Source organism: Pseudomonas sp. GW823-FHT02C02 (assembly GCF_058797635.1).
This window is the reverse complement of the sequence record NZ_JBXAJV010000006.1, coordinates 86,457-110,873: the sequence shown is the minus strand read 5'-3', so window position 1 is coordinate 110,873 and position 24,417 is coordinate 86,457. Positions and strand designations below refer to the sequence as shown.

Genomic DNA, 24,417 nt, shown 5'->3' with positions numbered 1-24,417 from the left:
CGGCCGGCTCAGGCCACCGGCCGGAGCCACTCAAAAAAGCCGGTTGAGGCCATCGTAAGCCGCTACCCGATAGGCTTCGGCCATGGTCGGGTAGTTGAACGTCGTGTTGACGAAGTACTTCAGGGTGTTCAGTTCGCCCGGCTGGCTCATGATCGCCTGACCGATGTGAACGATCTCCGACGCCTGATAACCGAAGCAGTGAACGCCCAGCACTTCCAGGGTCTCGCGGTGGAACAGGATTTTCAGCATGCCCTGGGGCTCGCCGGCAATCTGTGCACGCGCCATGCCCTTGAAGAACGCCTTGCCCACTTCGTAGGGCACCTTGGCCTGAGTCAGCTCCTGCTCGTTCTTGCCGATCGAGCTGATCTCCGGAATGGTGTAGATACCGGTCGGCACGTCGTTGACGAAGCGCCAGCTGTTGTTATCGACGATGCTGCCAGCGGCCGAACGACCCTGGTCGTGGGCGGCACTGGCCAGGCTCGGCCAGCCGATCACGTCACCGGCACCGTAAATGTTCGGTACGCAGGTGCGATAGGCTTCGTCGACTTCGATCTGGCCACGGCTGTTGACCTTCACGCCGATGTTTTCCAGACCCAGCTGGTCGGTGTTGCCGGTACGACCGTTGCACCAGAGCAAGGCATCGGCCTTGATCTTCTTGCCGGACTTGAGGTGCAGGATCACGCCGCTGTCCACGCCTTCGACGCGGTCGTAGTCTTCGTTGTGGCGAACCGTGATGTTGTTGTTGCTGAAGTGGTAGCTCAGGGCCTGGGAAATTTCCGAGTCCAGGAAACTCAGCAACTGACCGCGGTTGTCCACCAGTTCAACCAGCACACCCAGGCCACTGAAGATCGACGCGTATTCGCAACCGATCACGCCAGCGCCGTAAACGATGAGTTTGCGCGGGGTGTGGCCGAGGCTGAGGATGGTGTCGCTATCGTAGATGCGCGGGTGATGGAAATCGATGTCCGCCGGGCGATAGGGACGCGAGCCGGTGGCGATGATGATGTGCTTGGCCACCAGTTTTTCGACCACACCGTTGGCGCAGACCACTTCGATGGTTTGCTCGTCGGCGAAGCTGCCGGTGCCAAAGAACACGTCGACGCGATTACGGGCGTAGTAGCCAGTGCGCGAGGCGACTTGTTTGGAAATGACTTTTTCGGCGCTTTTCAGCACGTCCGGAAACGAGAACCAGCGCGGCTCACCAATGGCCCGGAACATCGGGTTGGTGTTGAACTGCATGATCTGCCGGACCGAGTGACGCAGTGCCTTGGACGGGATGGTACCCAGGTGGGTGCAGTTGCCGCCGACCTGGCGACGGCTATCGACCATCGCCACCTTGCGCCCTGCTTTGGCGGCGTTCATTGCCGCGCCTTCTCCCGCCGGGCCGGAACCCAGTACCACCACGTCGTAGTTGTAGACAGCCATGCGTACTCCTCAGAACAGGCCGCAGTGCCCTCGGCACCTGCGGCTAAATCACGCCGATCTGTGGCGTGAAGGAACAATTTGGGGCCAATGCAGAACCCGGACACAGTCTATAGAAGCGTCAACGCCGGGCACATTAACCCTTGGTCGCGTCGTAGGCTAGTTTTGCCTGCACTACAACGCCAGTCTTCGATGCGCGAACCGTCGCAATCATTCAGTTTTGCCGCCACTGAGGCGCTCAAAAGCCTGATTGGTTCGTGTGACGAAACCTGTATCGGCACGGATCACAAAAAATGCGCCGATATCGTGTTTTTCTGCGTAGTCCCACCCGCGCTCCGGTCCGAGAATCAGCAACAGCGTCGATAAACCATCGGCCATTAACGCTGAAGGATTAATCACTGTGACCGACGCCAGGGTGTGTGAGACCGGCGCACCGGTGCGGGCATCGAAGGTGTGGGAATAGCGCCGACCGTCCTGCTCAAAATAGTTACGGTAGTCGCCGGAAGTGGACACTCCGTAGCCGTCGACAACAATCACACGTTCGGCCACTTGCCGATCATCCCGAGGCTCTTCCAGAGCGATGCGCCATGGCGAGCCATCGTGTTTCTTGCCGGCCGCCTTGAGTTCGCCGGTGACCTCGACCAGGTAGCTGCGGATGCCCATCGCTTCGAGTTTTTCGGCAATGGTATCGACGGCGTAACCGGCGGCGATGCTGTTGAAGTCGACTTCGACGGCTGCGTCCTTGCACAGCTGATCGCGATCGATGCGCAGGTGTTGGTAGCCAACCCTCTGCCTTACTTCGGCGAGCGACTGGGCGGTGGGGACTTTTTCCTCACGGGCTTGCGGGCCGAACCCCCAGAGATTGAGCAGCGGTTCCACAGTCAGGTCGTAGGAGCCTTCGCTTTGTTCCGACAGCAGCTGAGCAACGCGGATCAGTTTGAGGATCGGCGCGGGCATTTTCTGACAGCGATTGGCGGGGAGATCGTTGAAGCGCTCGATGTCCGAATCGCTGCGGTAGGTCGAGAATTGTCGATCCACTTCAGCAAGGATATTTTCTACTTCAGCCTGCACCGCTTTCGGCCCGAGCGTGTAGGAATGCCTCACGTATTGAATGGAATAACGACTGCCCATGGCTGGGCCGTCGAAGCGTTCCAGACTGTCGCCGTTGCCACAACCGGACAAAACACCGACCAGCATCACAATCCCAGTCCACCGTCCAGTTAACAAATCTTCATCTCCCCCCAAAACCGCGCCCGCCATTATGGGCTTCAGAGCGCATGGGAGCCAGACCTGCCTCATCTGCCTGTCAGACGCAAAACCTGTGGGAGCCTCACTTCGCCACACAGGCTCGTGCAGGTGCAGCGCGTTCAAACAAGACTTACCAGAGTGAGTATCTACAAATGTCCTCCAACACGAGCAAAGGCAAGGCGATTTTTCGCGTTGTCAGCGGTAACTTTCTCGAAATGTTCGACTTTATGGTCTACGGCTTTTACGCCACGGCCATCGCAAAAACTTTCTTTCCTGCCGACAGCGCTTTCGCCTCCCTGATGTTGTCGCTGGCCACTTTCGGTGCTGGATTCCTGATGCGCCCTCTGGGCGCGATTTTCCTCGGCGCCTACATCGACCGTCATGGCCGCCGCAAAGGCTTGATCATCACCCTGGCGATGATGGCTGCCGGCACGGTGCTGATTGCCTGCGTGCCGGGTTACGCCACCCTCGGCGTGGCCGCGCCGCTGCTCGTGCTGTTCGGCCGCCTGCTGCAAGGCTTCTCGGCCGGCGTGGAACTGGGCGGCGTGTCGGTGTACCTGGCAGAGATTTCCACGCCGGGTCGCAAGGGCTTCTTTGTCAGTTGGCAATCCGCCAGTCAGCAAGCCGCGGTAGTGTTCGCCGGTCTGCTGGGAGTCGGTTTGAACCATTGGCTCAGCCCCGAAGAAATGGGTGACTGGGGCTGGCGTGTTCCATTCCTGATCGGCTGCATGATTGTGCCGGTGATTTTCGTGATTCGTCGTTCGCTTGAAGAAACCCCGGAATTCCAGGCGCGCAAACACCGCCCTACCCTGCGGGACGTCGTCCGCTCGATCAGTCAGAACTTTGGCATCGTCATCGCCGGCATGGCATTGGTGGTGATGACCACCGTGTCGTTCTACCTGATCACCGCCTACACCCCGACCTTCGGCAAAGCCGAATTGCATCTGTCGGATCTGGATGCGTTGCTGGTGACGGTCTGTATCGGTCTGTCGAATTTTTTCTGGCTGCCTGTCATGGGTGCCGTGTCCGACAAGATCGGGCGCAAACCCCTACTCCTGGCGGCGACCGTTCTGGCGATCCTTACGGCCTACCCTGCCCTGTCATGGCTGGTGGCGAATCCGAGCTTCAGCCATTTGCTGATCGTCGAGTTGTGGCTGTCGTTCCTGTACGGCTCGTACAACGGCGCCATGGTAGTGGCGCTGACCGAGATTATGCCGGTGGAAGTTCGTACCACCGGCTTCTCCCTGGCCTACAGCCTGGCGACTGCAACGTTCGGCGGGTTTACACCCGCGGCGTGTACGTACTTGATCCATGTGCTGGACAACAAGGCAGCGCCGGGGATCTGGCTCACTGGCGCGGCGGTGCTGGGGTTGATTGCGACGCTGGTGTTGTTCAAAGGCAATCGGCATGAACTGCGGACTGCGCAAGCCGCGGTGGTCGGCGGCGCCTGACAAATCGCTTTCGCGGGCAAGCCTCGCTCCTACAGGTCATTCGCCAGTTTTGAGCGGGCGCATGCCCGCGAAAAGGCCGGCACAAACCACACCTCTGGAAACTGACAAATTGCACAAACAAAAACGCCCCGACCAAAGTCGGGGCGTTTCATGTGCAGCTAAGGCTTAGCGCGGGAACGCTGGCGGGTTTACACCGGCCATGTCTTCCATCACGCGAACCACCTGGCAGCTGTAACCGAACTCGTTGTCGTACCAGACGTACAGAACAACGCGGTTGTCTTGGGTGATGGTCGCTTCAGCGTCCACAACGCCTGCGTGGCGCGAGCCAACGAAGTCGGTGGAAACCACTTCCTGCGAATTGACGTAGTCAATTTGCTTATGCAGATCGGAGTGCATGGCCATCTGGCGCAGGTACTCGTTGATCTCTTCACGAGTGGTGGCTTTCTCAAGGTTCAGGTTGAGAATGGCCATCGACACGTTTGGCGTCGGAACGCGGATCGCGTTACCGGTCAGCTTGCCGGCCAGCTCAGGCAGTGCCTTGGCAGCAGCCGTGGCAGCACCGGTCTCGGTGATCACCATGTTCAGCGCGGCACTACGGCCACGGCGATCGCCTTTGTGGAAGTTGTCGATCAGGTTCTGGTCGTTGGTGTACGAGTGAACAGTTTCAACGTGACCATTTACGATGCCGAACTTGTCGTTCACAGCTTTGAGCACCGGCACGATGGCGTTGGTGGTGCAGGAAGCGGCGGAAACGATCTTGTCGTCAGCAGTGATATCACCGTGGTTGATGCCGTGAACGATGTTCTTCAGCTTGCCTTTACCCGGCGCGGTCAGAACAACGCGGTCGATACCTGGGCAAGCCAGGTGTTGACCCAGGCCCTCGGCGTCGCGCCATACACCGGTGTTGTCCACCAGCAGCGCGTCTTTGATGCCGTACTGGGTGTAATCCACTTCAGTCGGGTTCTTCGCGTAGATCACCTGGATCAGGTTGCCGTTGGCGGTGATGGTGTTGTTGGCTTCATCAATAGTGATGGTGCCATCGAACGGACCATGAACCGAGTCACGACGCAGCAGGCTTGCACGCTTGACCAGATCGTTCTCGGCGCCCTTGCGGACAACGATGGCGCGCAGACGCAGGCCGTCACCACCACCGGTTTTCTCGATCAGGATGCGCGCCAGCAGACGGCCGATACGACCGAAGCCGTACAGGACAACGTCGGTGCCTTTGCGAGCGGAAACGTTCTGCTGACCAACGACATCAGCCAGTTCTTCGCGGACGAACTGCTCGGCAGTGCGGCCATTGCCTTCGGCTTTGAACTTGACCGCAAGCTTGCCCAGGTCAACCGAAGCGGCGCCGAGCTTGAGCTCGCTCATCGCCTTGAGCAGCGGGAATGTTTCGTGGACGGACAATTCGCTGTCATCGGACTGACGATGACGAGCAAAGCGGTGAGCTTTGAGAATCGCAATGACTGAACGATTGATCAGGCTGCGGCCATAGATCGAGCTCACCACGTTGTTATTGCGGTAGAGCTGACCGATAAGCGGAATCATCGCTTCTGCGAGTGCTTCACGGTCGATCCATTCACCAAGACACTGGTCGGGCTTCTGAGTCACGGGAACCTTCCACATGTAGGGGCAGAAAAAAGGGGCTACATTATGCCGCCGAGTGCCTCCCGTAGCAATGCGCGCCTGTCGTGCGATCCGTAACAAAATCAGGTTCAAAAAAATCACGCAGCGATGCAGCCCAGTAAAACCGGGGCTTTCAGCGCAGTCAATTTTTTGGAGATACCGCTGTCTTATCCGTAACCCTCCGTAACACTCGGTCGTTTTGCCACTACATAATCATCAATTTCCGGTAAAAAACCGGCGAATTTTGTCTTTACCACTACATTTCGCCAAACCTGCGTAATAGACACAGTCTGCAACTGACAGGCGGCACCCGGGGCCGCTACAATTACCGACTTTGTCGCAACGCTTGGAGCTCAACCTTCCGTGCCCGTTCTGCGTCTACCGCTTCTCCCTGCCGCGGCAGGTAAACAGCACTGGGGCAATCTGCCCGGTGCCGCCCTTAGCCTGGCCATCGCCGAGGCTGCCAGCGCTGCCAAGCGCTTTACCCTGCTGCTGACCGCCGACAGCCAAAGTGCCGAACGGCTGGAACAGGAGCTGAGTTTCTTCGCCCCGGATTTGCCTGTGCTGCATTTCCCGGACTGGGAAACCCTGCCTTACGATCTTTTTTCACCCCACCAGGACATCATTTCCCAGCGCATCGCGGCCTTATATAGGTTGCCGGAGCTGAGCCATGGCGTATTGGTCGTGCCGATCACCACCGCGCTGCACCGCCTCGCGCCGACCAAATTCCTGCTCGGCAGCAGCCTGGTGCTGGACGTTGGCCAGAAGCTCGACGTCGAGCAAATGCGCACCCGGCTTGAAGCCAGTGGCTATCGCTACGTCGACACGGTGTACGAGCACGGCGAGTTCACGGTGCGCGGCTCGCTGATCGACCTGTTCCCGATGGGCAGCAAACTGCCCTTCCGTATCGACTTGTTCGACGACGAAATCGAAACGCTGCGTACCTTCGACCCGGAAAACCAGCGCTCCATCGATAAAGTCGACACCGTTCGCCTGTTGCCCGCGCGGGAATTCCCGCTGCAGAAAGATGCGGTCACCCGCTTCAAGGCACGCTTTCGCGAGCGTTTCGATGTCGACTTCCGTCGCTGCCCGATCTTTCAAGACCTGAGCAGCGGGATTACACCGGCCGGTATCGAGTACTACCTGCCGCTGTTCTTCGACGAAACCTCGACGCTGTTCGATTACCTGCCCCAGGACACACAAGTGTTTTCTCTGCCGGGCATCGAGCAGGCAGCGGAAAACTTCTGGAACGACGTGCGCAATCGCTACGAAGAACGCCGCGTCGATCCGTCCCGTCCTTTATTACCTCCGGCCGAACTGTTCCTGCCGGTGGAAGACTGCTTTGCGCGCCTGAAGAACTGGCCGCGGGTAGTGGCCAGTCAACAGGACGTGGAAACCGGCGTCGGTCGCGAGCGCTTCCCGGCGCGCGAACTGCCGAACCTGGCCATCGAAGCCAAGGCCACCCAGCCGTTGGCGGCGCTGGCCGGCTTCCTCGACGAGTTTCCCGGGCGCGTGCTGTTTACCGCCGAGTCCGCGGGTCGTCGTGAAGTGCTGCTGGAATTGCTCGAACGCCTGAAGCTGCGACCGAAAACCGTCGACAGCTGGCCGGACTTTGTCGCAAGCAAGGAGCGGCTGGCGATCACCATCGCGCCGCTCGACGAAGGCCTGGTACTCGACGACCCGGCCCTGGCGCTGGTGGCCGAAAGCCCGTTGTTCGGTCAGCGGGTGATGCAACGTCGTCGCCGCGAAAAACGCGCCGATGCCAACAACGATGCAGTCATCAAGAACCTTACCGAGTTGCGCGAAGGCGCGCCGGTGGTGCATATCGATCACGGCGTCGGTCGCTACCTGGGTCTGGCGACCCTGGAAATCGACGATCAGGCTGCCGAGTTCTTGACCCTGCAATACGCAGAGGGCGCCAAGCTCTATGTGCCAGTGGCCAACCTGCACCTGATTGCTCGCTACACCGGTAGCGACGATGCCCTGGCCCCGCTGCACCGCCTCGGCTCGGAAACCTGGCAGAAAGCCAAACGCAAAGCCGCCGAGCAAGTGCGCGACGTCGCGGCCGAGCTGCTAGACATCTATGCCCGTCGCGCCGCTCGCGAGGGTTATGCCTTCGAAGACCCGAAAGCCGACTACGCAACCTTCAGTGCCGGTTTCCCGTTCGAAGAAACCCCGGATCAGCAAACCACCATCGACGCCGTCCGCGCCGACATGCTGGCACCGAAGCCGATGGACCGCCTGGTCTGCGGCGACGTGGGCTTCGGCAAGACCGAAGTGGCGATGCGCGCGGCGTTCATTGCGGTGCATGGCGGTCGCCAGGTGGCGATCCTGGTGCCGACTACCCTGCTCGCCCAGCAGCATTACAACAGCTTCCGCGACCGCTTCGCCGACTGGCCGGTGAGCGTGGAAGTGATGAGCCGCTTCAAGTCGACCAAGGAAGTCAACGCTGCAGTGGCGGACCTCGCCGAAGGCAAGATCGACATCGTCATCGGCACGCACAAGTTGCTGCAGGACGACGTGAAAATCAAAAACCTCGGGTTGGTCATCATCGACGAAGAGCATCGTTTTGGTGTCCGTCAAAAAGAGCAGCTCAAGGCCCTGCGCAGTGAAGTCGACATTCTTACCCTGACCGCCACGCCGATTCCGCGCACGCTGAACATGGCGGTGTCGGGCATGCGCGACCTGTCGATCATTGCCACGCCGCCAGCCCGTCGCCTGTCGGTGCGGACTTTCGTCATGGAGCAGAACAAGAGCACGGTCAAAGAGGCCCTGCTACGTGAGTTGCTGCGCGGCGGTCAGGTCTATTACCTGCACAACGACGTCAAGACCATCGAGAAGTGTGCCGCCGACCTCGCCGAACTGGTGCCGGAAGCGCGGATCGGCATCGGCCATGGGCAGATGCGCGAACGCGATCTCGAACAGGTGATGAGCGACTTTTATCACAAGCGCTTCAACGTGCTGATTGCCTCGACCATCATCGAGACCGGCATCGACGTGCCGAGCGCCAACACCATCATCATCGAGCGTGCCGACAAATTTGGCCTGGCGCAGCTGCACCAATTGCGCGGCCGCGTCGGTCGCAGTCACCACCAGGCTTACGCTTATTTGCTGACCCCGCCACGCCAGCAGATCACTCCCGACGCCGAAAAACGTCTGGAAGCGATCGCCAACACCCAGGACCTCGGCGCAGGCTTCGTGCTCGCCACCAACGACCTGGAGATCCGTGGCGCCGGCGAACTGCTGGGCGACGGTCAGAGCGGTCAGATCCAGGCGGTCGGTTTCACCCTGTACATGGAAATGCTCGAACGCGCGGTGAAGTCGATCCGCAAGGGCGAACAACCGAACCTTGATCAACCGCTGGGCGGTGGTCCGGAAGTCAATCTGCGCGTCCCGGCGTTGATTCCCGAAGCCTACTTGCCGGACGTGCATGCCCGACTGATTCTCTACAAACGCATTGCCTCGGCCACCGATGAGGAAGGCCTCAAAGACCTGCAAGTGGAGATGATCGACCGTTTCGGCCTGCTGCCGGAACCGACGAAGAACCTGATGCGCATCACGGCATTGAAGCTGCAAGCCGAACTGCTGGGCATCAAGAAAGTCGACGGTGGCCCGCAAGGCGGCCGGATCGAGTTCGCCGCGCAGACGCCGGTCGACCCGCTGACCCTGATCAAACTGATCCAGGGCCAGCCCAAACGCTACAAATTCGAAGGTGCCACGATGTTTAAATTCATGGTCCCGATGGAGCGCCCGGAAGAGCGCTTTAATACTGTAGAGGCGCTGCTTGAGTGCCTCATTCCGAAAACTGCTTGAAGGACGCCGCATGCGCCTGTTTTGTTTACTGACCTTGCTGACCTTGCTGACCACCCTGGTCGCTCCTACGGCGTTTGCCGATGACCTGTACCAGGTTGAAATGATCCTGGTGCGGCAAAACGCCGTGCCAGCCATTGTCAGCAAAGCCGCACCGGAAGACTGGGCTGCCGGTGCAAAAAGTATCAGCAAGGACAACCTGCGCACGCCAAGCCTGAATAATGAAGTGCAAAAACTCAGCGCCAGCAGCGATTACACGGTGTTACTGCACAAGGCCTGGCAACAGAACCTGGGCGAAGATGCCCGCAAGATCGCCATCAGTGAGGGCAAGGAACAGTTCGGCCAGTTCCCGATCGAGGGCACGTTGAGCTTAAAACTGGGACGTTTTACCGACGTCGACGCGGATTTCTGGGTCAACCAGATCGACGCCAATGGTTTGGTCACCGCCAGCGAACGCCTGAAGCAGGAAAGCCACACCAAGAACGGCCAGCTGAACTTCCTCGACAACGGCCACCTCGGCCTGCTGATCAAGATCACCTCGCTCACCGCCCCTGCGCCTCGGCCAGTCCCCGATGAAATTCCGGACTGATTGAGTCCCTATGTCAGCGACCCTGAGCAAACCCCTGGCACCTTCCTGGGTCAGCCGATTCAAGGAACAGAGCCTGGAGCGTGGCCGTCGCTACGCGCTGGAGAACCGCGTCAGGATCGTCGAGGCTGGCGATGCCACGATCGTCGCCGCTTGCGAAGGCTCTGGCGGTAACGTGTACCGCCAGACCATTCGCCTGCGCGAGTCGGCCAAAGCGACCTTGCTGATGGTCGACGCCACGTGCACGTGCCCGGTTCACGTCAACTGCAAACATTGCGCGGCGGTGCTGCTGAAGGTGCAGGAAACCCTCGCCTACCCCGCCGCAGCACAAGACGCCGAACTGCTGGAAAAACTTCAGGCGGTATTGGAGAACCGCAGCCCAAAGGCGCCACCCCAAGTCCTTGTGGACAACGTGCAACCGATACCGCGCCTGTGGCTGGCGAGCATCGAGTTCAGCGCCTTCGAACCACGCAACGGCAAGATGCAGCGCTACATCCAGCATCGGGCGGCGCTGTCGTTCAGCTATCTGGATGAGTACGTTTCCGGGCAGAAGAACGCCGATGTACTGATTCGCCAGGAAACCCAGACGCTACGGATAAAACGCCACCCGGAAGTCGAACAGGCCTACCGGGAGCAGCTGCGAATTCTCGGTTTCAAGATCGCCACCCGACAAAGCAAGGCCTTGCCGGAAAGCGCTGGCGAACTCTATGAAATGGTCAACGACAGCGCCTGGCTGACCTTCACCCTCAATGAATTGCCGAAACTGCGCACTCAAGGTTGGGAGCTGCAGATCGACGAAGATTTCGGCTTCGACCTGACCGCCGTGGACGATTGGTACGCCACCGTCGAGCAGGCACCGGAGCGCGACTGGTTTGATCTGGAGCTGGGGATCATCGTCAACGGCGAGCGCTTGAGCTTGCTGCCGATCCTGCTGAACCTGATGCGCTCCCACACCGAAATCCTCAATCCGGAACGCCTCGCCCGCCGACGCGACGACGAACTGATTCTGGTGAACATTCCCAACCGCCCGAATTCCCAGCACGGCCCCTTGCAGGTCGCCCTGCCCTTCGGCCGCTTGAAACCGGTGCTGGCGACGCTTGGCGAGTTCTACCTGCAAGAGCCCGGCGAAACCACGCTACGCCTGAGCAAGGCCGACGCCACGCGCCTGAATCCGCTGGAAGGCATGCCGCTGCTTTGGGAAGGTGGCGAGCAGATCCGCACGTTTGCCCAGCGCCTGCGGGACATCAAGGATTACACCGCAACAGCCCCCGAAGGCTTGAACGCGACCTTGCGCCCATATCAACTGGAAGGCTTGAGCTGGATGCAGTCGCTGCGGCAACTGGAAGTCGGCGGAATTCTCGCGGACGACATGGGCCTGGGTAAAACCCTACAGACGCTGGCGCATATTCTTAGTGAGAAGAACGCCGGACGCCTCGACCGGCCGTGCATGGTGGTGATGCCCACCAGCCTGATCCCGAACTGGCTCGATGAAGCCGCGCACTTCACGCCACAGCTCAAAGTGCTGGCGCTGTACGGCGCCAGTCGCAAAAAACACTTTGATCACCTGGTCGATTACGACCTGATCCTCACCACCTATGCACTGCTGCCAAAGGACGTCGAACGCCTGGCCGCGCAGCCGCTGCACGTGCTGGTACTGGACGAAGCGCAATACATCAAGAACCCCAACAGCAAGGCCGCCCACGCCGCCCGCGAGCTGAATGCGCGCCAGCGCCTGTGCCTGAGTGGCACGCCGCTGGAAAACCACCTCGGCGAGCTGTGGTCGCTGTTCCACTTCCTCTTGCCTGGCTGGCTTGGCGACGTGAAAAGCTTCAACCGCGATTACCGCGTACCGATTGAAAAACGCGCCAGTGAAGTCAGACTTCAGCACCTCAACGGTCGGATCAAACCGTTCCTGCTGCGCAGGACCAAGGAGCAGGTCGCGACGGAATTGCCGCCGAAGACCGAGATCATCCATTGGGTGGAGCTCAACGAAGCCCAGCGCGATGTGTATGAAACCATGCGCCTGGCGATGGACAAGAAAGTCCGCGACGAGATCACTCGCAAAGGCGTGGCGCGCAGCCAAATCATCATTCTTGAAGCGCTGCTGAAACTGCGCCAGGTGTGCTGCGACTTGCGCCTGGTCAACGATGCCGTGCCGCCGACTCGCGGCAGCACCTCGGGCAAGCTCGACAGCCTGATGGAAATGCTGGATGAGCTGTTTGAGGAAGGTCGGCGAATTTTGCTGTTTTCGCAATTCACCTCGATGCTGGCGTTGATCGAGGTCGAACTGAAGAAACGCGGTGTTGAATACGCGTTGCTGACGGGACAGACCCGTGACCGCCGCGCCCCCGTGAAGGACTTTCAGAGCGGCAAGCGTCAGATCTTTCTGATCAGCTTGAAGGCAGGCGGTGTCGGTTTGAACCTGACGGAAGCGGATACGGTGATCCACTACGATCCTTGGTGGAACCCGGCGACGGAAAATCAGGCGACAGATCGGGCGTATCGCATCGGCCAGGAGAAGCCGGTGTTCGTCTACAAGATGATTGCCCGCGGCACGGTGGAAGAGAAGATTCAGCACCTGCAAAAGGAAAAATCCGACCTGGCGGCCGGTGTGCTGGATGGGCGCAAGACTGGCGACTGGAAGTTGCAGAGCGATGATATTGAAGCGTTGTTTGCGCCGTTGCCGGATAAGCTGGAGAAGCGCTGAGGTCTGCGGCGCCCGGCAGATCGATTTCGCGGGCAAGCCACGCGCCCACAGGTTCAGCGATCATCCTGTGGAAGCGTGTCTTGCCCGCCATAGGGTCAACTCGTTTTCAGTCAAGAGATCGGAAATCAGGACTTGAGATTTGGCAACGGCGCAAACAGCGCTTCAATGTCACTCTGCTCAAGCTTCCAGCCACCCGTCGCTCCACCTTCAAGCACCGCCCCGGCCAGCGCGGCCTTCTCCAACTGCAATGCCTGAATTTTTTCTTCTACGGTGCCACGGGCTATCAGCTTGTAGACGAACACAGGTTTGTTTTGCCCGATCCTGTAGGCCCGATCAGTCGCCTGGTTTTCGACCGCAGGGTTCCACCAGGGATCAAAATGGATGACTGTATCCGCAGCTGTCAGGTTCAGACCTGTGCCGCCAGCCTTCAAACTGATCAGAAACAGCGGCACTTTACCGCTCTGAAAGTCCTTGACCGGTGTGCGCCGATCCGTTGTCTCACCCGTCAACAACGAGTAACCCTGACCACGTTGCTGCAACTCGTCCTCAATCAAGGCGAGCATCGAAGTGAACTGTGAAAACAGCAGCACCTTGCGGCCTTCGCTGAGCAACTCTTCCAGCATCTCCATCAGGCTGACCAGTTTCCCGCTGCCAGAACGAAGGGCTTTGGCGGTGAGCGGCGTTTTGATCAACCGTAGATCGCAGCACACCTGACGCAGCTTGAGCAATGCATCGAGGATGATGATTTGACTGCGCCCGACACCACTGCGGGCAATTTCGTCACGCACCTTCTTATCCATTGCTACGCGCACGGTTTCATACACATCCCGCTGCCCATCGCTGAGATCAACCCAATGCACAATCTCGGTTTTCGGTGGTAATTCGGTTGCCACCTGATCTTTCTTGCGACGTAGCAAAAAGGGCTTTATCCGGGCCGTCAGATGTTGCATCCGTTCGTTATTGCCATGCTTCTCGATCGGCGTGCGGTAGTCGCGATTGAAGGTTTTGCTGTCGCCAAGCCAGCCAGGCAGCAAAAAGTGAAATTGCGACCACAACTCGCCGAGATGATTTTCCAGCGGGGTGCCGGACAGACACAATCGCTGGCGGGCCTGCAGGTCTCGGGCTGCTTGAGCCGCTTTGCTGACCGGATTCTTGATGTTCTGCGCCTCATCGAGAATCAGCACACTCCAGACCTGAGGCTGTAAAACCTCCAGATCGCGCGGCAACAGCGCGTAGGTGGTCAATACCAAGTCGTATTCGGCAAGGCTGGCAAAGTCTTTTTGCCGCGCCGCACCATGCAGTGCCAAGACCTTCAACTGCGGGGTAAAGCGCTGCGATTCGTCGAGCCAGTTGGGGATCAGACTGGTGGGCATCACAGCCAGTGCCGGACGATCAAGCCGCCCGGCCTGTTTTTCTGTCAGCAGATGAGCCAGGGTTTGCAGGGTTTTCCCCAGGCCCATGTCGTCGCCGAGAATACCGCCGACCTCCAGTTCTCGAAGGGTTTGCATCCAGTTCAGCCCTTCCAGCTGATAAGGTCGTAGCGTCGCGTTCAGGCCCTCGGGCGCCGGGACATGAGCATGGATCGACTCCCGTAAACGCTTTGCAAAACTGCGCAGTCGTTCACCGCCCTGCCAGACCAGCGGAATGCCTTCCAGCGCACTCAGCCGCGCCGCATCCGGAGCACTCAAACGCAACGAGTCGCCCAGATGTTTACCCAGGTACAACTCGCCAAGGGTCGCCATCAGCGGTTTTATCCGGCCAAAAGGGAGTGCGACTTTGCCATGGGATTTACCACCGAAACGCCCATCGCCAAGTTCAATCAGTAGCTGTTCGTCATCATTGCGCTGGGCCAAGCTCGCAGGTTCCATCAACTGTGGCTGGCTACGTAGCAAATGCAGCAGGATGGGCAACAGGCTATGACGCTCGCCGTTGACGACGATGCCCAGCTGCAAATCGAACCACTGGCGCCCCGACTCCTCCTCGACTTCTGCATACCACTGTTCGACGGGGTGCACGTTGAAGTCAAAGTTATCGCTGATATCGATCAGCCAATTTTTCTCCCGCAGCGCCGGGATGCCATGGTGCACAAAAGCAAGCCAGGCCGCGTCATCCGGCAGGGCGAACATTTCGCCTGGACGATCCAGGTTGCTTTTGCGTGTGGCCTTTTTAAAACCATGTTTTTGCAGGGCTTGGCGCAAGGCTTTTTCGGCGACAGGGTTGCGCTGGATGCGCTGGATTTCGGTACCCGAAAGGATCAGCACCTCCGGGTTTCGGTCCGACGTCGGATGGCCGTTGTAGGTAAACGCCAATGCAGCCCGGTGCTCTGGCTCGTACTGCCAGCGGACGTAACGCTTGCCGCTGGCGAGCGTCAGGTGAGCCTGAGGAAAAATGCCTTCGACGACCCGTTCCGTCAGGGCGTACGGAGGTGGTGCTGCCCGGGTCGCAGCGGTCATCCGCTGGCTGAACTGCATCGCCTGACCTGCAGGAATATCGGGAGCCAATGACAAGTGACGGGCCAGCTTTTCGTCCAGCTCGCTGAGCAGCGGTCCGACTTGCAGCCGCTCGCGATCCAGATAATACAAGGGTTCCAGGGCCAGGATCGTTTCCACTGGCGCTTCGTCGCTGCTCCATTGAGGGCGAAAACTGCCATTGGATAGTTCGGCCCAGGAAAATTGACCTGTTCTTCTCATTCCCGGCGTCAGGGGTTGTGGCTGTTCGAGGTCAAGGAAAAGGCGCGAGGTTCGCAACAGCATTTCGATAAGTTCCACCCCACTGCTGCCTTCCAAGGGGTAGCCGGCGTAATGGGCGTGGTGGGAGTGAACGGCGACCAACAATCTGGCGATCCGCAGATCCAGTTCGGTCAGGTAACCGGGTTGCCGAATCAGCGTATCCGACAGCGAGTACACCGGCTTGATGTCTTGCAGGCGGCCGTCCTTGAGCTGATGGGCCTTGAAAATTTCCAGCGTCCATTTCCCGGCAGAGGGTGTTGCCCTGAGTTTGTAAAACAGGCGCGTGCCTGCTCCCTGCGCCGACTCGTCAGGGGGATTGCTTGCAGAAGGAATACCGTCGATCCAGCGCTCCAGTTCACGATTCAAGTGAACCTGGACGGCACTTTGAGGCGCGTTAACGGGGTGTTCTTGCAGGTGATAGATGACGGCGGCGCAGTGCTTGCAATTGAACATGACAGGACAGGAGCAAACGCATTGAAGCTGCGCTTGCCCACGCCGATCTTCAGTGAGCTCAATGACCTGCTCGTATGCCTGCGCCTGGGAGCCGATGCACGTAGCGATAACCATAAGGTCATCAATTTGACGGATCGTTATCCGATCCTCATCCGCGTACCTGCGAGCTTTTTCCAGAGCACGATGGCTGAACACCTCCGCCCAGGGTAGCGCATGAAGTTGCTCAGTTATTGTGGTCACGACATCAACACCGCTTGAAACTCATTGAATCGTAAAGCAGCCAGGCAACTAATCCGACCGCTGATACTCAACCCGCCAACACCCGCGCCAACGTGGACTTGACCTTGCCCATCCCGTCCTGCAACGCCTGCTCGATCTCGGCCATGGTGATCACCGCCGTGGACTTGCCGGCTGCCGGGTTCACCACCAGCGCCAGACACGCATAATCCAGTTCCAGCTCACGGGCCAACGCCGCTTCCGGCATGCCGGTCATGCCGACGATGTCGCAGCCGTCGCGTTCCAGTTTTGCGATTTCAGCGACGGTCTCCAGACGTGGGCCCTGGGTGCAGGCGTAGACGCCCTGACTGCTGTAATCGACGCCTTCAGCCGCCAATGCCGCGATCAATTGCTGGCGCAGTGGTTCGCTGTAGGGGTAGCTGAAATCGATGTGGGTGACGTGATCCAGGTCGCCAGCGAAATAGGTGTGCTCGCGACCGCTGGTGTAGTCGATCAACTGATGAGGCACACAAAAGTGCCCAGTACCCATTGCAGCATGAATTCCGCCCACAGCGTTGACCGCGAGGATCGCCTCTGCACCCGCCTGTTTCAGCGCCCAAAGGTTGGCGCGGTAATTCACCTGATGCGGCGGAAATCGGTGCGGGTGACCGTGGCGGGCGAGGAACAGCACTTCCTTGCCGGCGTATTCACCAATCTGCACGTCGGCCGAAGGCGCGCCATAGGGCGTGTCCACCGCCAGCGACTGACGAATGTTCAGGCCTTCGAGTTGGGTCAGGCCGGTGCCACCGATAATCGCGTAAACCGTCATAACGAAAAGTCCTTATTCAATCAGTTGAGCTACTTTAAGCGCGCCTATGGCAGTCAGCCAGCGCGGGTTCTGACGGTATTCAGTGTTGGCATACGACTGGCCACGCATCCGCGCAATGCGCTCGGATGGCTTGACCTTCAAGCGCTGGGCAGCGCTCAAGGCCAGCTCCGCTGCAGCGCGGTCGTTACACACCAGGCCCATGTCGCAGCCAGCGGTCAGCGCGGCCTCGATACGGCTGGCGGCATCGCCTACCACGTGGGCACCGGCCATGGACAGGTCGTCACTGAAGATCACACCATCGAATTGCAGCTCACCGCGCAAAATGTCCTGCAACCAGCGGCGGGAAAACCCGGCCGGCTGGGAATCGACTTGCGGGTAAATAACGTGGGCTGGCATGACGGCGGCCAGTTGTTTGCTCAATCTGGCGAACGGCACCAGGTCGTTGGCGCGGATTTCATCGAGGCTGCGTTCGTCGTTCGGGATCGCGACGTGGGAATCCGCCTCGGCCCAGCCGTGACCGGGAAAATGCTTGCCGGTGGCAGCCATGCCGGCGCTGTTCATGCCGCGAATGAATGCACCCGCCAGCAGCGCTGCGCGCTCCGGGTCACCTTCAAACGAACGGGTGCCGACGACGGCGCTGCGCTGGTAATCCAGGTCCAGCACCGGGGCGAAACTCAGATCGAGGCCAACGGCCAGCACTTCGGTGGCCATGATCCAGCCGCACTGCTCGGCCAGGTAATCGGCGTTCGGATTGTCGGCGATGGCGCGCATGGCCGGCAGCCGCACAAAGCCTTGGCGCAGACGCTGAACGCGACCGCCTTCCTGATCCACCGCCAGCAGCAGGTCGGGACGAATGGCGCGGATCGCAGCGCTCAACTCGCGCACCTGACGCGGATTTTCGATGTTACGGGCGAAAATGATCAGGCCACCCACTTCGGGCTGACGCAACAATTGGCGATCTTCGGCCGTCAGCCAGGTACCGGCGACGTCCACCATCAACGAGCCTTGCAGGCCAGCAGTCATAGAGATTCCTTGATAACGAAAAACCCGGCGCGCACGCGCTCGCCGCCTTGGGCTGTGCCCGGCAGGTCGGCGACATCAATGGGAAGCGGGTTCAGAACGAGAGTCGGCATGGGCGGCTAGCTTAGCGGATGTCAGTCGCCGCGCCCACCCGTGCGCGGCTAAACCTTGGCGGCAGCCGGGGCCGACTTGCTGCGCGGACGCAGTTGTGCGGTGGCCATGGCCACATCGGTGACGCCGGTTTCGGCACGCATGCCTGCGGCCAGGAACGGCACCATCAGACGCATCACTTGCTCAATGGAGGTGTTAACGCCGAAATCGGTCTCGGCAATGGCGCGCAACGCCTTGATACCGGACATGCTGAACGCAGCAGCGCCGAGCATGAAGTGCACGCGCCAGAACAGTTCGATCGGCGGAATACGCGGCGCGGCTTCGTTGACCAGCATCATGTAGCGGCGGAACACCTTGCCGTACATGTCTTCCAGATAACGACGCAGGTGGCCCTGGCTTTGACTGAACGCCAACCCCAGCAAGCGCATGAAGATAGACAGATCGTTGCCGCTGCGCGGCTGTACGACGAGGGCTTGCTCAACGAGAATCTCGAGCAACTCTTCGAGTGTCGGCTTGTTTTCAGGCTTGGACTGACGCCGCTCCAGCTCTTTATCAAGGCTCAGGCAAAACGGCCCGAGAAAGCGCGAGAAGACAGCCTGGATCAGCGCCTTCTTCGAACCGAAGTGATAATTCACCGCCGCCAGATTGACACCGGCTTTGCTGGTGATCAGACGCAACGAGGTTTCGGCGAAACCTTTTTCCGCGAACAACTGCTCGGCAGCATCAAGAATGCGTTCAACGGTTTCCGACTGGGCCATGGCTACTCCGCCTGACAAACACTTGTTTGAAACATACGTTTCAGCCTGTGCATTGTCAAGCCTGCCGGTTCGTTTTGGGAACGGTCGGTCAGCTATTTAACCATACAACGGCGAGGCTTTAATCAGCTGGCTGATCGACCGTCCAGCGGCCGGCGAAAAAAGGGGCATTGCCAAGACCGTTCCACTGTATATAATCCCAGTCACTGTATAAAAAGACAGAGCGATCAATATGCTAAAGCTGACGCCACGCCAAGCAGAGATTCTGGCCTTCATCAAACGCTGCCTCGAAGACAACGGCTACCCGCCGACCCGTGCGGAAATCGCTCAGGAACTGGGTTTCAAGTCGCCTAACGCGGCGGAAGAACACCTCAAGGCGCTGGCCCGCAAGGGTGCAATCGAGATGACCCCGGGCGCTTCCCGTGGCATCCGCATTCCGGGCTTCGAAGCCAAGGCCGACGACTCTACTCTGCCGATCATTGGCCGAGTGGCTGCCGGTGCGCCGATTCTGGCCCAGCAGCACATCGAGGAGTCCTGCAACATCAACCCTGCCTTCTTCCATCCGCGTGCTGACTATCTGCTGCGCGTTCATGGCATGAGCATGAAGGACGTCGGCATTTTCGACGGCGACCTGTTGGCCGTCCACACCACCCGGGAAGCCCGCAATGGCCAGATCGTCGTGGCGCGGATCGGTGACGAAGTGACCGTCAAGCGCTTCAAGCGAGATGGCAGCAAGGTCTGGTTAATTGCCGAAAACCCTGAATTCGCCCCTATCGAAGTCAACCTGAAAGATCAGGAACTGGTGATTGAAGGCTTGAGTGTCGGCGTCATTCGCCGCTAAAGGAGGCTTTATGCAGTTCCCACACACATCGCAGCAAGCACAACTGCCGTTGTTCGAGGCATTCATGGTGCAGCCGTTGGCCCCGATCCTGAAAGACGTGGTCGAGTCGCCCTGGAACGCCGAACCCGAAGTCTTCAGCGAGCTTTCACTACGTGGTGCGGCCGGGAATTGCTTGAACCTTTTGGCGCCGATTCTTCGTGAATTGAGTCAGGATCAAGACGCGCGGTGGCTGACACTGATCGCCCCGCCCGCCAGCCTGACTCAGACGTGGTTGCGGGACGCCGGTCTTAACCGCGAACGCATCCTGCTGCTGCAACCTCGCGGCACTCAGAGCGCTCAGCAGTTGACCTGCGAAGCCTTGCGCCTGGGCCGCAGCCATACGGTTGTCAGTTGGCTCAACCCATTGAACGCAAACTCACGGCAACAGTTGATCAGCGCAGCCCGTACCGGAGATGCGCAGAGCCTGAATATTCGCTTGGGTTAATGCATCAATAATGCGCGCAACGCAAAGCGCGGGGCTTCTCAAAGGATAGAGAAGCCGGTTCGTAACCGTATTAACAGAAAGCGACGAATGGGATCAGTGGAGGACCCGCGAACTCTCATCCGTATTAAATTCGCCTTCAACCAGGCGTCCTGCCATCTGAACACCGACGCTCAACATCGCCTTGGCGACTTCCACGTGCTGGCCCTGCAGGAAAGCCTTGGCATCCTCGGAGAAATCCAAAGTAACCAGAGAACCCTCGTCCTCGGCCCTGCGCAGCTCAATCCGGCCGTCTGGTAACTCGACAATTTCTAGAAAGGACGTTGGCATAAAGGTCTGTTCTCCACGAAAGGCGGGGATTATATAGGCATCGGCCAGGCTTCGCTCGGTAACTTGACCAGCAGCGCTTTTAATCGCGCCGCCGGCTCTCAGTCGATCAGCACTCGTTCAAACCTTCGCGAAACCGGATCGCCAGCCCTTTGAGGTTCTGACGCCAGCTCTCCAGCTCTTCGCGACTCAATTCCTCAGGCGCGTCTTCTTCATCCAGGTTAACGGCCAGGATGAGCGGCTGAGTCACGTCGCCCTTGGGCTTATGCGGAGCGCGAGGCGGTTGAAACATCGCCGCGTGAGCCGCCAGCAGCTTCGCCAGCCAGGTTTCCGGATTCTGGGCCAGCTCGAACATCTCAGCCATCTCGGGAATGGCGACGGCTTCCAGCACTTCGCGGGTCAGCAACATTTCTGCCCGAGGTGCATTGGCCTGAGGCAAGCGGTAGAAGCCGGCGATTTCATGGCACAGCCCCAGCAACGCACCGTACAGGTGAAACAACGTCGACTCGCGCCCAGCCTGAATCAGCGCCAGGGAGTTCATCGCCCGCCCCTCTTCGGCCTTGGCTAGCGCTTCCAGCGACAGGCCGGCGAAATAAATCTTCTGGTTGGTACGGGTATAGAGTTCGTGGGCCATGACGGCAGCCTCCACAACGAAATAATTGCTTCACGCAGGTCAGACAGTGTCGTGGATCCGCCGATCCCACCGCAAGCACAAAACAAAAAGGCCGCATGAAAACCAGTAGGTTGTCATGCGGCCTTTTCAGTACAGCACCTGTTAAGCCTTAGCGACCTTCGCTGGACGCTTATCTTCGACCGTCCATTTGCCGCCGTCGTAGTACGCCTTCCAGCCAGTCGGCTTACCGTCGACTTCAGTCTGCACGTACTGCTCTTTGGTCTTGCGGCTGTAGCGGATCACCGCAGGCAGGCCGTCCGGATCTTTCTTCGGTGCTTCGCAGAGGAAGTGGTACTTCGGATCGATCTCATCCTTGTGCGGCACAATTTCCATGACCAGCGGAGCACGTGTCTCGCGGTTTTTCGGGAATTGACTGGCCGCCAGGAACAGGCCGGAAGCACCGTCGCGCAGGATGTAGGTGTCGTTGACCTTTTCGCATTTCAGCTCAGGCATCTTCACCGGATCCATCTTCGGCGGCGCCGCATCACCGCTTTTCAGCAGTTTGCGGGTGTTCTTGCACGTCGCGTTGGTGCAACCGAAGAACTTGCCGAAACGGCCGGTCTTGAGCTGCATCTCGCTGCCGCACTTGTCGCATTCCAGGCTCGGACCTTCGTAGCCCTTGATGCGATAGGTGCCCTCTTCGATTTCATAACCAGCGCAATCCGGGTTGTTACCGCAGATGTGCAGCTTGCGCTTCTCATCTAGCAGGTAGGCGTCCATCGCCGTGCTGCAGATCGGGCAACGGTGCTTGCCGCGCAGTACCAGGGATTCCGATTCACCCTCGTCGTCCGCCGCAATTTCATCGCCCGGCACCAGGTTGACGGTGGCCTTGCAGCGTTCTTTCGGCGGCAGGCTGTAACCCGAGCAACCCAGGAACACGCCGGTCGATGCGGTACGAATCTGCATCGGACGCCCGCACAACACGCACGGGATATCAGTCATCACCGGCTGGTTGGCGCGCATGCCGCCTTCGGCGCTTTCGGCTACTTCGAGTTTCTTCTTGAAGTCGCCGTAGAATTCGTCGAGCACGTTTTTCCAGTCGCGTTCGCCCTGGGCCACGTCATCGAGGTTCTCTTCCATGCCGGCGGTGAAGCCGTAGTCCATGAGATTGGAGAAGCTCTCGGCCAGACGCTCGGTCACGATGTCGCCCATCTTTTCCGAGTAGAAACGACGGTTGTGCAGCGCAACGTAGCCACGGTCCTGGATGGTGGAAATGATCGCGGCGTAGGTCGAAGGACGACCGATGCCGCGTTTTTCCATCTCCTTGACCAGGCTCGCTTCCGAGTAACGCGCCGGCGGCTTGGTGAAGTGCTGGGTCGGATCAAGCTTGATCAGCTTCATCGCGTCGCCCTGGGCCATGTCCGGCAGCACGTCGTCATCGCCAGGCTTGGCAATTTGCGGCATGACCCGGGTGTAGCCGTCGAACTTCAGGATGCGACCCTTGGCGCGCAGCTCGAAATCGCCGGCACCGACGGTGACCGTGGTTGACAGGTATTGGGCTGGCAGCATCTGGCACGCGAGGAACTGGCGCCAGATCAGCTCGTAGAGCCGCTCTGCATCACGCTCCATGCCCGACAGCTTGCTTGGCTCGGTATTGGCGTCAGACGGACGAATCGCTTCGTGAGCCTCTTGTGCGCCTTCCTTGCTGCTGTAGACATTCGGGTTTTCCGGCAGGTACTTCTTGCCGAACTCGCCTTCAATATAGGTGCGCGCCATCGTCACGGCATCGGCCGAGAGGTTGGTGGAATCGGTACGCATATACGTGATGTAGCCGGCTTCATACAGACGCTGGGCCATCATCATGGTTTTCTTCACGCCGAAGCCCAGGCGGTTACTCGCAGCCTGTTGCAGGGTGGACGTAATGAACGGCGCCGACGGCTTGCTGCTGGTCGGCTTGTCTTCGCGCTTGACGATGCTGTAGCTGGAAGCCTTGAGCTTCTCCAGCGCGGCCATGGCCTGGGCTTCGTTGAGCGGCTTGAAGGCTTCGCCTTTCTCGCGAGCCACGTCGAAGCGCACGGTGGCGCCCTTGGCGGTGCCGAGGTCGGCGTGGACTTCCCAGTATTCTTCGGGGTTGAACGCGCGGATTTCACGCTCACGCTCGACCACCAGCTTCACGGCAACCGATTGCACGCGACCGGCGGACAGGCCACGGGCGACTTTGGCCCACAGCAGTGGCGAAACCATGTAACCCACCACGCGGTCGAGGAAACGACGCGCCTGTTGTGCGTTGACACGGTCAATGTCCAGCTCGCCCGGTTTGGAGAAGGCTTCCTGAATCGCTTTCTTGGTGATTTCGTTGAACACCACGCGCTTATAGCGGCTGTCATCACCACCGATGGCTTCGCGCAGGTGCCAGGCAATGGCTTCCCCCTCGCGATCCAAGTCGGTTGCGAGATAGATGGTGTCAGCATCTTTGGCGAGCCGGCGCAGCTCTTCGATGACCTTTTCCTTGCCCGGGAGGATCTCGTACTTGGCTTTCCAGCCATGATCGGGATCGACACCCATGCGCGAGACCAGCTGCTTGCGCGCCTTCTCTTTCGGCGTGAGCACCGGACCTTCACCCGCGGCGGCCTTGCCGCGCTTGGCGGCAGGCTCTTTGCTGGCGCTAGCCGAACCGCTGGTGGGCAGGTCTCGGATATGGCCGATACTCGACTTCACCACGTATTGGTTACCCAGATACTTGTTGATGGTCTTGGCCTTAGCCGGGGATTCCACAATGACCAGCGATTTGCCCATGGATCAGAAAATTCCTGAATTCTAGAAGTGAAAGGCGGTTGGCGCCTGACGCGGCACCGCTATATATAGTGGCTACAAGGTGAGGTCAAGCGCAGGGTCCTGCGCGCACTCAGCTTATGCCTTCGAAAAAAGGCTCGGTTCGGCTTCCACCAAAGCAAAGCGTGGCACCTGTTCGCCGTCAACCTCGACCGACTCCAGGAACATGCTCAAGGGACGCACCCAAAAGCCGTAATCGCCATACAGGGCTTGGTAGAAGACCACTTCTTCCTCGGTTTCCGAATGCCGCGCGATACTGAATACGCGGTACTGCGGACCTTTGTAATGCTGGTAGAGCCCAGGTTGTATCGGCATGGTTTGGCCCTCACTCAAATCTTTTAAAAATAAAAACAAAAA

18 protein-coding genes are annotated in these 24,417 nt (G+C 59.3%); 7 read left to right on the top strand and 11 right to left on the bottom strand.

Annotated elements, in window-relative coordinates; genetic code table 11:
* Positions 1 to 30 precede the first annotated feature (30 nt).
* Both sthA and AC1ROI_RS12370 read right to left on the bottom strand, forming a co-directional pair.
* Entirely contained in the window at positions 31 to 1,425 is a 1,395-nt protein-coding gene (gene sthA / locus AC1ROI_RS12375; RefSeq protein ID WP_010456323.1) for a Si-specific NAD(P)(+) transhydrogenase, read from the bottom strand.
* A 207-nt stretch (positions 1,426 to 1,632) separates the two neighbouring features.
* Positions 1,633 to 2,619, bottom strand: coding sequence for an FAD:protein FMN transferase (locus AC1ROI_RS12370; protein WP_077748230.1), 987 nt, complete (start codon positions 2,617 to 2,619; stop codon positions 1,633 to 1,635).
* A 203-nt stretch (positions 2,620 to 2,822) separates the two neighbouring features.
* Between AC1ROI_RS12370 and AC1ROI_RS12365 the strand changes: the two genes are divergently transcribed.
* Complete coding sequence (locus tag AC1ROI_RS12365; RefSeq protein ID WP_102594814.1) at positions 2,823 to 4,121, top strand: MFS transporter; 1,299 nt, start codon at positions 2,823 to 2,825, stop codon at positions 4,119 to 4,121.
* Between the two features lie 165 nt (positions 4,122 to 4,286).
* Here the strand turns inward: AC1ROI_RS12365 and AC1ROI_RS12360 are convergent, their stop codons facing one another.
* On the bottom strand, positions 4,287 to 5,750 hold the full coding sequence (locus AC1ROI_RS12360) for a glyceraldehyde-3-phosphate dehydrogenase (protein ID WP_042932690.1): 1,464 nt from the start codon (positions 5,748 to 5,750) through the stop codon (positions 4,287 to 4,289).
* Between the two features lie 363 nt (positions 5,751 to 6,113).
* Between AC1ROI_RS12360 and mfd the strand changes: the two genes are divergently transcribed.
* From mfd to AC1ROI_RS12345, 3 genes are read left to right on the top strand one after another with little or no spacing between them, the layout of a single operon-like run.
* Entirely contained in the window at positions 6,114 to 9,563 is a 3,450-nt protein-coding gene (gene mfd, locus AC1ROI_RS12355; RefSeq protein WP_010456331.1) for a transcription-repair coupling factor, read from the top strand.
* A 10-nt stretch (positions 9,564 to 9,573) separates the two neighbouring features.
* Positions 9,574 to 10,149, top strand: a complete 576-nt coding sequence (locus AC1ROI_RS12350; RefSeq protein WP_102594815.1) for a CsiV family protein — start codon at positions 9,574 to 9,576, stop codon at positions 10,147 to 10,149.
* 10 nt (positions 10,150 to 10,159) lie between these two features.
* Positions 10,160 to 12,853 (top strand): DEAD/DEAH box helicase, encoded by a 2,694-nt coding sequence (locus AC1ROI_RS12345; protein ID WP_010456335.1) that lies wholly within the window; start codon positions 10,160 to 10,162, stop codon positions 12,851 to 12,853.
* Positions 12,854 to 12,978: 125 nt separating this feature from the next.
* Here the strand turns inward: AC1ROI_RS12345 and AC1ROI_RS12340 are convergent, their stop codons facing one another.
* A complete protein-coding gene (locus AC1ROI_RS12340; RefSeq protein WP_256580111.1) occupies positions 12,979 to 16,035 on the bottom strand; it encodes a DEAD/DEAH box helicase in 3,057 nt (1,018 codons plus the stop codon).
* 21 nt (positions 16,036 to 16,056) lie between these two features.
* On the opposite strand from AC1ROI_RS12340, the gene AC1ROI_RS12335 reads away from it, so the two are divergent.
* The gene (locus tag AC1ROI_RS12335; protein ID WP_256580110.1) at positions 16,057 to 16,245 is read left to right on the top strand and encodes a hypothetical protein; all 189 of its coding nucleotides are present in this window, start codon (positions 16,057 to 16,059) and stop codon (positions 16,243 to 16,245) included.
* Positions 16,246 to 16,342: 97 nt separating this feature from the next.
* On the opposite strand, the gene AC1ROI_RS12330 is transcribed toward AC1ROI_RS12335, so the two are convergent.
* The 3 genes from AC1ROI_RS12330 to AC1ROI_RS12320 all read right to left on the bottom strand — a co-directional run bounded on the left by AC1ROI_RS12330 (position 16,343) and on the right by AC1ROI_RS12320 (position 18,969).
* Entirely contained in the window at positions 16,343 to 17,080 is a 738-nt protein-coding gene (locus AC1ROI_RS12330; protein WP_077748226.1) for an S-methyl-5'-thioinosine phosphorylase, read from the bottom strand.
* 12 nt (positions 17,081 to 17,092) lie between these two features.
* The gene (gene nagZ / locus AC1ROI_RS12325; RefSeq protein ID WP_172962160.1) at positions 17,093 to 18,091 is read right to left on the bottom strand and encodes a beta-N-acetylhexosaminidase; all 999 of its coding nucleotides are present in this window, start codon (positions 18,089 to 18,091) and stop codon (positions 17,093 to 17,095) included.
* 170 nt (positions 18,092 to 18,261) lie between these two features.
* On the bottom strand, positions 18,262 to 18,969 hold the full coding sequence (locus AC1ROI_RS12320; protein WP_010456345.1) for a TetR/AcrR family transcriptional regulator: 708 nt from the start codon (positions 18,967 to 18,969) through the stop codon (positions 18,262 to 18,264).
* 229 nt (positions 18,970 to 19,198) lie between these two features.
* Between AC1ROI_RS12320 and lexA the strand changes: the two genes are divergently transcribed.
* Entirely contained in the window at positions 19,199 to 19,807 is a 609-nt protein-coding gene (gene lexA / locus AC1ROI_RS12315; RefSeq protein WP_046026989.1) for a transcriptional repressor LexA, read from the top strand.
* A gap of 10 nt (positions 19,808 to 19,817) precedes the next feature.
* Positions 19,818 to 20,291, top strand: coding sequence for an SOS-induced cell division inhibitor SulA (gene sulA / locus AC1ROI_RS12310; RefSeq protein WP_010456350.1), 474 nt, complete (start codon positions 19,818 to 19,820; stop codon positions 20,289 to 20,291).
* Between the two features lie 93 nt (positions 20,292 to 20,384).
* Here sulA and AC1ROI_RS12305 read toward each other — a convergent pair whose 3' ends face one another.
* From AC1ROI_RS12305 to AC1ROI_RS12290, 4 genes are all read right to left on the bottom strand, one after another.
* Positions 20,385 to 20,618 carry a hypothetical protein gene (locus tag AC1ROI_RS12305; protein ID WP_010456352.1) on the bottom strand — a complete coding sequence of 78 codons (234 nt, stop codon included), beginning with the start codon at positions 20,616 to 20,618 and terminating at the stop codon, positions 20,385 to 20,387.
* A gap of 106 nt (positions 20,619 to 20,724) precedes the next feature.
* Complete coding sequence (locus tag AC1ROI_RS12300; RefSeq protein WP_102594818.1) at positions 20,725 to 21,249, bottom strand: DUF6586 family protein; 525 nt, start codon at positions 21,247 to 21,249, stop codon at positions 20,725 to 20,727.
* 141 nt (positions 21,250 to 21,390) lie between these two features.
* Positions 21,391 to 24,024, bottom strand: a complete 2,634-nt coding sequence (gene topA, locus AC1ROI_RS12295; protein ID WP_010456356.1) for a type I DNA topoisomerase — start codon at positions 24,022 to 24,024, stop codon at positions 21,391 to 21,393.
* A 114-nt stretch (positions 24,025 to 24,138) separates the two neighbouring features.
* Positions 24,139 to 24,375 (bottom strand): DUF1653 domain-containing protein, encoded by a 237-nt coding sequence (locus AC1ROI_RS12290; RefSeq protein ID WP_010456358.1) that lies wholly within the window; start codon positions 24,373 to 24,375, stop codon positions 24,139 to 24,141.
* Positions 24,376 to 24,417: the final 42 nt, after the last annotated feature.

Bases quoted from the DNA above. Each gene is read 5' to 3' on its own strand.
- topA (WP_010456356.1), bottom strand. From the start codon at position 24,024: ATGGGCAAATCGCTGGTCATTGTGGAATCCCCGGCTAAGGCCAAGACC.
- lexA (WP_046026989.1), top strand. From the start codon at position 19,199: ATGCTAAAGCTGACGCCACGCCAAGCAGAGATTCTGGCCTTCATCAAA.
- AC1ROI_RS12360 (WP_042932690.1), bottom strand. From the start codon at position 5,750: ATGTGGAAGGTTCCCGTGACTCAGAAGCCCGACCAGTGTCTTGGTGAA.
- AC1ROI_RS12320 (WP_010456345.1), bottom strand. From the start codon at position 18,969: ATGGCCCAGTCGGAAACCGTTGAACGCATTCTTGATGCTGCCGAGCAG.
- sthA (WP_010456323.1), bottom strand. From the start codon at position 1,425: ATGGCTGTCTACAACTACGACGTGGTGGTACTGGGTTCCGGCCCGGCG.
- sulA (WP_010456350.1), top strand. From the start codon at position 19,818: ATGCAGTTCCCACACACATCGCAGCAAGCACAACTGCCGTTGTTCGAG.
- AC1ROI_RS12345 (WP_010456335.1), top strand. From the start codon at position 10,160: ATGTCAGCGACCCTGAGCAAACCCCTGGCACCTTCCTGGGTCAGCCGA.
- AC1ROI_RS12305 (WP_010456352.1), bottom strand. From the start codon at position 20,618: ATGCCAACGTCCTTTCTAGAAATTGTCGAGTTACCAGACGGCCGGATT.
- AC1ROI_RS12350 (WP_102594815.1), top strand. From the start codon at position 9,574: ATGCGCCTGTTTTGTTTACTGACCTTGCTGACCTTGCTGACCACCCTG.
- AC1ROI_RS12370 (WP_077748230.1), bottom strand. From the start codon at position 2,619: ATGCTGGTCGGTGTTTTGTCCGGTTGTGGCAACGGCGACAGTCTGGAA.
- AC1ROI_RS12300 (WP_102594818.1), bottom strand. From the start codon at position 21,249: ATGGCCCACGAACTCTATACCCGTACCAACCAGAAGATTTATTTCGCC.
- AC1ROI_RS12330 (WP_077748226.1), bottom strand. From the start codon at position 17,080: ATGACGGTTTACGCGATTATCGGTGGCACCGGCCTGACCCAACTCGAA.
- AC1ROI_RS12290 (WP_010456358.1), bottom strand. From the start codon at position 24,375: ATGCCGATACAACCTGGGCTCTACCAGCATTACAAAGGTCCGCAGTAC.
- AC1ROI_RS12365 (WP_102594814.1), top strand. From the start codon at position 2,823: ATGTCCTCCAACACGAGCAAAGGCAAGGCGATTTTTCGCGTTGTCAGC.
- AC1ROI_RS12340 (WP_256580111.1), bottom strand. From the start codon at position 16,035: ATGTTCAATTGCAAGCACTGCGCCGCCGTCATCTATCACCTGCAAGAA.